The organism is Leisingera sp. ANG-M1 (genome assembly GCF_000813745.1).
Taxonomy (GTDB): Bacteria; Pseudomonadota; Alphaproteobacteria; order Rhodobacterales; family Rhodobacteraceae; genus Leisingera.
Genome location: NZ_JWLC01000051.1, coordinates 1 through 381 on the forward strand (window position 1 = coordinate 1; position 381 = coordinate 381).

Consider the following 381-nt stretch of genomic DNA (forward strand, 5'->3'; position numbering starts at 1 on the left):
GCGCTGGAAGCTGGAGCGCGGCAGCTTTCCCGAAGGCCGCGCCGGCTACCTCGCCTGGCGCAAGGCGGAGGCCGAGCACCACGCCGAAGTGGTCACCGCCTTGATGCAGGGGGCAGGCTATGGCGCTGAGGACGTGGACGCCGCCGCCCGCATGCTTCGCAAGGAAGGAATCAAGCGCGACGATCAGGTGCAGGCGCTGGAGGACATCATCTGCTTTGTCTTCCTGAAGTGGTACTTTGCCCCCTTTGCCGCCAAACACCCGGCTGACAAGGTCCAGCGCATCGTCGAGAAGACCGCCCGCAAGATGTCGGCTGATGCCCGTGCCCGGGTGCTGCGGGAGTTCGAACTGCCCGGGGATCTGGCCGGCGCCTTTGCCGCCTG

1 protein-coding gene is annotated in these 381 nt (G+C 66.9%); it reads left to right on the forward strand.

Annotated features, from left to right (window positions below):
- A partial coding sequence (locus tag RA19_RS25170) for a DUF4202 domain-containing protein (RefSeq protein ID WP_052262063.1) occupies nucleotides 1-381 on the forward strand: 381 nt, incomplete at both ends.